Genomic DNA, 836 nt, shown 5'->3' on the forward strand with positions numbered 1-836 from the left:
CTTTGCCTTTTTCGTCTTCGTTGTTTAACTCTTCGACCTGTTTACCTGCTGCGGAAATCTTGATGTGTTTGGTCACTTTGACCTGAGTTTCCAGTTCTGCCTGTTGAGAATCCGTTCTTAGTGTGCCGTCGGACTCACGCTCTTCCATCGAAGTAAATCGAGTTTTCACCGCAACACGATCCGTTGCTTGAAGACGGATTTCCGTACCATAAGATTCTTGTTCTAAATCGTCATCTTGGCTTGCGTAGCTGTAACCTGCATCTTTAGATTTGTACCAAGCTTTAACATCGTTACCCACAGCAGAAAACACGCTCGGGGCGATATCGTAGAGGTTCATCACCCCTTTCACTTGATAAGAGTCACCTTCACGATCATCCGCACTGCCACCAATAGGCGTAAAGGTTAAACCGCCATCGAAAGAGACATAGTTAGAATCGGTTTGACGACCTTTACTGTGGCCGAACTCGGCTTTCAAATAGGTGCCTTCTGATGCTCGTAGCGTTAAGTCTGTGCCGTACGCCTCATAGTCTTGGTTATCTTTTTCTTCGGTTTGATAGTTTGCACCTACACCGATGTAGTCGTTTACCCAACCTTTGACGCGTCCACCAGCGGTCATTGCACCAAGCGCTTCACTGCCTTGAGGCACGTATTCATAATCGACAGCAAGATAGTTGTCATAACCGTCAGCTGGGGAGTCGTTAATGACCGAGCCAAAGTTGTCAGAAATGATGTTGCTTAGTGGTTTGGTTAGAATAATTCGGCCTTGGTATGGGTCGACTTCATAGTCACGTCCCGACAGCAACGGCAGTTCTTGCAAGGTGATGCCGCTGTTTGGG

The 836-nt window shown here is 47.2% G+C and carries 1 pseudogene; it reads right to left on the reverse strand.

The window, feature by feature from the left end:
• A pseudogene (locus R7O13_RS25600) lies at positions 1 to 836 on the reverse strand (hypothetical protein); the annotation flags it as partial.

It is taken from the genome of Vibrio sp. Y176, from assembly GCF_033438945.1.